This is a genomic window from Brachyspira catarrhinii (assembly GCF_005518285.1).
GTDB classification, from domain to species: domain Bacteria; phylum Spirochaetota; class Brachyspiria; order Brachyspirales; family Brachyspiraceae; genus Brachyspira; species Brachyspira catarrhinii.
In genome coordinates this window covers 1-6,601 of sequence record NZ_SJDU01000110.1, presented here as the reverse complement: position 1 = coordinate 6,601, position 6,601 = coordinate 1, and the positions used below count along the sequence as shown (strand labels likewise).

General features: G+C 30.5%; 7 protein-coding genes. All 7 read right to left on the bottom strand.

The window, feature by feature from the left end:
* Positions 1 to 382: peptidylprolyl isomerase (locus EZH24_RS05575; protein WP_137998153.1), on the bottom strand; the 382-nt coding region annotated here is incomplete at its 3' end.
* Positions 383 to 434: 52 nt separating this feature from the next.
* Entirely contained in the window at positions 435 to 1,010 is a 576-nt protein-coding gene (locus tag EZH24_RS05570) for a peptidylprolyl isomerase (RefSeq protein ID WP_137998152.1), read from the bottom strand.
* A gap of 73 nt (positions 1,011 to 1,083) precedes the next feature.
* Positions 1,084 to 2,193, bottom strand: coding sequence for a LysM peptidoglycan-binding domain-containing protein (locus tag EZH24_RS05565; protein ID WP_137998151.1), 1,110 nt, complete (start codon positions 2,191 to 2,193; stop codon positions 1,084 to 1,086).
* Positions 2,194 to 2,262: 69 nt separating this feature from the next.
* On the bottom strand, positions 2,263 to 2,859 hold the full coding sequence (locus EZH24_RS05560; RefSeq protein ID WP_137998150.1) for a hypothetical protein: 597 nt from the start codon (positions 2,857 to 2,859) through the stop codon (positions 2,263 to 2,265).
* Positions 2,860 to 2,952: 93 nt separating this feature from the next.
* Positions 2,953 to 3,525 carry an adenylate kinase gene (locus EZH24_RS05555; protein WP_137998149.1) on the bottom strand — a complete coding sequence of 191 codons (573 nt, stop codon included), beginning with the start codon at positions 3,523 to 3,525 and terminating at the stop codon, positions 2,953 to 2,955.
* A gap of 103 nt (positions 3,526 to 3,628) precedes the next feature.
* Positions 3,629 to 5,227, bottom strand: a complete 1,599-nt coding sequence (locus EZH24_RS05550; protein ID WP_137998148.1) for a hypothetical protein — start codon at positions 5,225 to 5,227, stop codon at positions 3,629 to 3,631.
* 86 nt (positions 5,228 to 5,313) lie between these two features.
* Positions 5,314 to 6,444 (bottom strand): glycosyltransferase family protein, encoded by a 1,131-nt coding sequence (locus tag EZH24_RS05545; RefSeq protein ID WP_137998147.1) that lies wholly within the window; start codon positions 6,442 to 6,444, stop codon positions 5,314 to 5,316.
* Positions 6,445 to 6,601 lie beyond the last annotated feature (157 nt).

The following is a 6,601-nucleotide window of genomic DNA, read 5'->3' as shown; positions in this document are numbered from 1 at the left end:
TGTATTGTCCATCCAAAAACGTGTATTGTCCATCCAAAAAAGTAGAATCGGCAACACAAATAAAAAATTGAGAACCCGCGCTATTGATACTCTGACTTCTCGCCATAGAACAGATTCCTCTTTTATGCGAAACATCGTTAAACTCGGCGGGAATATTAAAATCTGGTCCGCCCGTGCCATGCAAAGCTCGGTTAAACTGTTTGCTTAAAGGGTCGCCTCCCTGAATCATAAAATTCGGTATAACTCTATGAAAAAGCGTTCCGTTATAAAAACCTTCGTTTGCCAATTTCTTAATCGCTTCCACATGTTTTGGCGCTTTATCGGGAAAAAATGTTATCTCTATAGTCCCAAAATCCGTCTCTATAAATAAATGCTCGCTCATAATTACTCTTAAATTATTATATTTTTTATTATAAAATTTTTATATAAAATTTTTAATTAACCGTCTTCACATAAACTCTATTCATTCTCGCTGGTTCTAAAGGATTATCGTTTCTATCTCTTCTTAAAGCCACGATTTTATCAACGGCGTCCATTCCGCTTACAACCTCGCCCCAAACGGTATATTGTCCGTCCAAAAAAGTCGAATCCGCAACGCAAATAAAAAATTGAGAGCCCGCGCTATTGATACTCTGACTTCTTGCCATAGAACAAATTCCTCTTTTATGTGAAACATCGTTAAACTCCGCTGGAATAACAAAATTCGGTCCTCCCGTGCCATGCAAAGCTCGATTAGATTGTTTGCTTAAAGGGTCGCCTCCCTGAATCATAAATCCCGGAATTACTCTATGGAAAAGCGTTCCGTTATAAAAGCCTTCGTTTGCCAATTTTTTAATCGCTTCCACATGTTTTGGAGCTTTATCGGGGAAAAATGTTATCTCTATCGTCCCAAAATCCGTCTCTATAAATAAATGTTCGTTTGAAGTTCTAGGTTTTTGAGCTATAAGAACCGTAGTAAATACGGCTATTGACAAAACCGCTATTAGAATTATTTTTAATCTTTTAATCATTATAATTTTCCTTATCTTAATCTAATACTATTTAATAATCGTAATTTTTATTATTAAAATTTAGAATTTATACTTAATCTTTTATATTTCCGTAAGTATTGTTGGAATCGTAAGTTCCTTCCCGCTTTTCGCCTTTCAGACTCGGTATGGTTAATATTTGTCCTTTTATTATAATATTAGGGTCTTTTATTTTATCTTTATTTGCTTCGTAAATTTTTCTCCATAAATTTCCGTCTCCGTAAATAAAGTCGTAAGAAGCTATAAGCCATAAAGAGTCCGTATTTTTAGTTCTTTCAACGACTATATAATATAAAGGAAATTCTCCCGTAAATGTTTTAGTTTCCGTTCCATCGGCAATTGCGGAAGTCGAATCCCCTACTCCCATTAAATTAGCCAAAATTATTACATTTTTTGAATGAATCAAAGAATTTGAATAATCTTCCGAATTTAAATACATTTCCGCGTTAGTCAAAGATTGCGAAGCCTCGTTATACATATCCGATTTTGAACTATCATAACCGTTTTCTTTAGCCTTATTCAAAGCCGCCTCCGCTTTGGCGTAAGATAATGGAGCTTCCAATCTATCCAATATGCTAACAGCGGAAGCCACCGTTGATGAAGCGTTAATATAATCCGACTCTCCCAAATAAGAGTAAGCTGAAGATTGCAAATCTAAAATTTCCGTATCGTTATCGTCTCCGTTGGTTAAAACCGATTCGGATATTAAATATTCTCTTCTTAAATCTATCGAAAGCAAATCGTAACCTAATTGAGATTTCAAAGAAGAATCTTCATATTTGATAATAGTGTTGCTATAATCCGTATCATTAGATGCGACATTGAATATACTTCGAGCGGACTCCATATCTTCGAGCGACAAACTATAAAGATTTGAAGTTTTTTCGTTGGTTTCTCCACCAATTCCTTTGAATAAATTTAATTTTCTTTCGGCATCAATTTGACTTTCCAAAACATACCCGTAAAGTCCGTATTTGGATATAAATCTATCCGAATATTCCTTACTCTTTTGAGCGAATTCTATACTCTGTTCGTAATCTCCCGCTTCATGCGCTTCTATAGCTAATTCTCTATACCTTTGAGCCAATCTAAAATCATCGTTTATTGATTGCCCGTATCCCAAATATGATAAAGAAAAAATAAATAAAAATAATAATTTTTTCATTTTAATTACTCCAATTTTATAAAATAAATTATCAATATTAAAATTTTAAATCTAAAATCAAATATTTAATTAATTGCTTTTAGAAGATTTTTCTAATTCTTCCATTTCTTTAATTTTATCTTCCGCTTCTTTTATATTTTTAGCGCTTTCGTCAAATATTCCTTTAGTGAAAAAATAAGCCTTATTATGAAACTTTTTTGCCTGCAAGAAATAATTAACCGCATCTTCGTAATTATTTGAGCTTAAAGCTTCCACTCCGCTTATATAATTCAATTCGGCAAGCTCATAATTTTCTTTATCGACTTTATAAGCTTTTATATCTTTGGAATATCCTCTTTCCAAATCGATTTCTCCTTTCAACACTTCCGCATATTTAGGAAGTCCTTCGCTTAATACCGTTTGATAAGAATTAGAAGCCGTAGTCAGCAAATCAGCGAGTTTTTTAGCTTCTTTACTGTTATTTTCGTCTATAATTATAGTTGCCTCTGAAAAATTAGTTTCGGCTATATCGAACTCTTCTTTTGAATAATCTTGAAGTTCGTATTTAATAGCTTTTTCTCTCAAACTCGAAGCGTCTTTATATTCTTTAAGCGGCATAGTTTCTCCGCAAGACGCTATAAAAACTAAAACAAAAATTAATTGAAAAATATATATGTTTAATTTCATAAATACTCCAGCAGTTATAATGTTTAAATATTATAATTAATAATTATAAAAGTCAATACTTATATTATATATTATAGTCAATAAATTAAGTATTTATAAACCGTTATTTTTTATAATATCCAACTCTTTTTTTATCTTTGCGTAAACCTCTTCGGGAGTTCCAACGCTTTCTATTTTTATTATCTTTACTTTATCTTTGTAGAAATCCAAAACGGGCTTGCTTTGACTTTCAAAAACTTTTATTCTGTTTTTTATCGTCTCTTCGTTATCGTCCGCTCTTCCTCTATTTAATAATCTTTTTATTATAATTTCGTCCGAAGCGTAAATATCTATAACGGCGTCTATTTTGCGATTTAATTTGGCGAGAATTTTATCCAATTCTTTTGCCTGTTCCATAGTTCTTGGGAAACCGTCAAGCATAAAACCGTTTTTACAATCGTCTTTTTGTATTCTTTCGTTTAGCATATCTATAACCAAACTGTCGGGAACTAATTCGCCTTTATCCATATAAGATTTTGCCGTTTTTCCGAGATTCGTTCCGTCTTCTATATTCTTTCTCAACATATCGCCAGTCGCAATATGAGCTATAGAATAATCTTTTTCTATAAATGCCGATTGAGTTCCTTTTCCAACTCCCGGCGCTCCGATAAAAATGATATTAAACATATTATGCCTCCAAAAAATTATAATTAATAACTAATAAATAGTATATTAAAAAAATGTCGATTTGTCAAATATAATAATAATAAAATACTTTAAATTATAGAAATTACCAATGATACGAATAAGTTAAATTAGCTCCGCCTAATCCCATGTTAAAGGCTAACTTTTCAACCGTAAAATTATTTTCGTTTATCCAAAGCATGTAATATATTCCCGTAGTTAAAGCAAAAGCGCTCGTTATCACCATACCCGCTATATACATATTAAAAGCGGTATTATAACGAGTTAAATCAATCGGCGGTCTGTTGGCGGTATTTCTATATCTTTCATAATAATTAACCATAGTAAGGTCAAGTATCTCGTCTGCATATATATAACTCCCAACCGTGAATATTCCCGCCGCAATAGTTAATCCTAAAAATATTTTTGTGTTTCTTTCATAATTCTTAAATATTCTATCGGCTAAAGTAGGCTCTTTAAATAGTTTCATCGTGGGAGTTAAAAATAAAGAATTAGTGCTGTCTACCGTAAAAGTTCCGTAATAATCTAAATAATTTGAATTCGTTATTTTTATAGAATAAGTTCCAAATCCAAAATCTTTATCTATAATCGCGGTCGGTTCTTCCTTTATGCCGTTAATAATTACCGAGCTTTCCACATCGCCCGGAATTTCTATTTGAACTCTCGCCATATCCGTAACTTCTTTTAATGAAAAATTTAATTCTATATCTTCGTTAGCTCTTTCAAAGGCAAGCATAGTGTCTATGGTTTCATACATATCTTTTTTTATGGTAAATCTATGGCTGTTTGTGGTTAATGCTGGAATATATAAAGCGCTTCCGCTAATTCCCATTAAAATATTGTCTATATAAATATAAGAATTTTCAGGCTCGACATTAATAGCTATTACTCCCGTTTTATCCAAATGACTTATTCTATTTGCAATATCCAAAGCGTATAAAGGAATCTGTTCGTCTATCCTCGCTTCCGATATTTCCAATTTATAAGAATCGATTTTTCGCTCTCTTATATACGCCACATAAGTCGTTATTACAAAATTTGGTCTTTGATAATCTACAGTTCCAAAAATCGCGATATCCGAATTTCTTGTGAAAACATATTTTTTTATATCGTCTCCAAAATATTCGTAATAAGAACCTCCCGTATCAATCTCTTGCAAAAAGTCGTTCGTATTGCGGACTATCACATTACTTCCGTTATATTCCATAATAATTTCATTGTCTTCCAAAAAGAAATATTTCGTTTCGGGTCCGACAAATTTTACATTGCTTCGCACTCCTCCCCAATTCGTATAATAAGTGCGTTCGTAATTCGTTATTATATTCGTTATACTTTCGTTGCTTCCAATTCTTGCCGTGTAAGTAATATTCGTAAATTGGAACACTTTATAATCGTAGACTCTTTCAAAATCAACGGGAATAAGATTCAAATTAGTTTCGTTTTGAAGTTTCAAAGTTTTATTATAATCGAGCTGGTTTGCGATAGCGTCCGCAACGGTAAAAGTTAAATAATTATAATTTGTATTTCCGCTTAAATTACTATAAATATAGATGTCTATTTTAACTCTATCGGCGACTGTATAATACGGGCGAACTTCTTCCATAGTAATCGGTCTTCCGCCAAAAGAATGCAAGAAACTATAAAATATAAATAAAAATACGATTACAAAATATTTAGTATACATAACTACGATTTTATACCAAAAATTATATTTTATCAATAGAAAACAAAAAATATAATAAAATTACTTTGAATTTTATATTTAAAATATCACTCATCAAATAATTTATCTTTCAATTTATCGCCGTAATACTTAAAACAATTGTCTAATTGAATATCGTTGAAATTCTTGATTACATTTATATCGACTAATTTACTATAATAATTATATCCTAATTCATAATCGACTATGGGAGTCATATTTGATTCTATAATATTTATTTTTGTATTATTAAGTAAAGCCATTGCCCAAAACCAAACATCATCGGCTTTAGGACATAATTTAAGAAATAATTCTTCATTAAAAATATCGCTATGCAATAATTTATATTGGTATAGAGTTCCAGCTCCTCCAGTAGAAAAATTTAAATATGAAGGATTATTATTTTCAGGTTTAAATTCCTGTAGCCATTGACTGTAAGGCAAAATATTATTTTTATCGTCAAATCTAATTCTATGTCCTCTATGACAATGTATAACAGTCGGATTTTCTAAATAAGATTTATACAATTTCTCAAGCCAATTATATGGATAATATATATCGTCATCCGCCGTTACAATCAAATCGTTTGGATATTTTTCTAACGCGTATATTAATTTTTTATACGAATAGATATTATGGCAAAATTCTATTTCCAATCCAAACTTTTTCAAATTTAAAATATGATTTGGAATATCTTTTTCTAAATTTGGGAATTCTTCATAAGCCAACCATAATATAATTTTATCCGTTTTTACGCTTTGATTTATTAAAGAAAATATTACCACATCAATATCGCCAATTCTTTGAGGATATGTAGTTAAACTAATAATAAGTTTTTCATTTCTAACTGGTTTTATTATTCGCTCATCGCCCATAGAAAGCAATTGCATTCTAGCTTTATTTCTAATATCCAATTTATTTAATTCTATTTTTATTTCATTTAATCTTTGAATAATTTCATTACTATGATTTATATTATTAAAATTTATATTTTCTAAATTTACCGCGTTCATATTCAATAAATTTGTATAATTATTTAATAAATTTCTAACGGCATTTCTTAAACTTTTAAACGGTATCCACCAAACAATAGCGTCTATATCGGACTTTGGAGATTTCTTTTTGAAAGTAATTTTTATAAACAGAATTTTTATAACTATATATTTTTCGGTTTCACATTTTTCAAAGAGTTTAATCATAACGAAACCTCCGCTATAGAATAAATCGAAGTAGATAGACTTTTACGCCAAAAGTAGCGTTTAAATGCTTGAAATAATTTTTTAGTTTTGCAATGAAAAAACAGCCAATTATATAATAATGGCTTGTATTGTATTGTATTGTATTGTATTGTATTGT

Excerpts from the sequence above, each read along its gene's own strand:
- EZH24_RS05560 (WP_137998150.1), bottom strand. The coding sequence starts at position 2,859 with ATGAAATTAAACATATATATTTTTCAATTAATTTTTGTTTTAGTTTTT.
- EZH24_RS05570 (WP_137998152.1), bottom strand. The coding sequence starts at position 1,010 with ATGATTAAAAGATTAAAAATAATTCTAATAGCGGTTTTGTCAATAGCC.
- EZH24_RS05550 (WP_137998148.1), bottom strand. The coding sequence starts at position 5,227 with ATGTATACTAAATATTTTGTAATCGTATTTTTATTTATATTTTATAGT.
- EZH24_RS05565 (WP_137998151.1), bottom strand. The coding sequence starts at position 2,193 with ATGAAAAAATTATTATTTTTATTTATTTTTTCTTTATCATATTTGGGA.
- EZH24_RS05555 (WP_137998149.1), bottom strand. The coding sequence starts at position 3,525 with ATGTTTAATATCATTTTTATCGGAGCGCCGGGAGTTGGAAAAGGAACT.
- EZH24_RS05545 (WP_137998147.1), bottom strand. The coding sequence starts at position 6,444 with ATGATTAAACTCTTTGAAAAATGTGAAACCGAAAAATATATAGTTATA.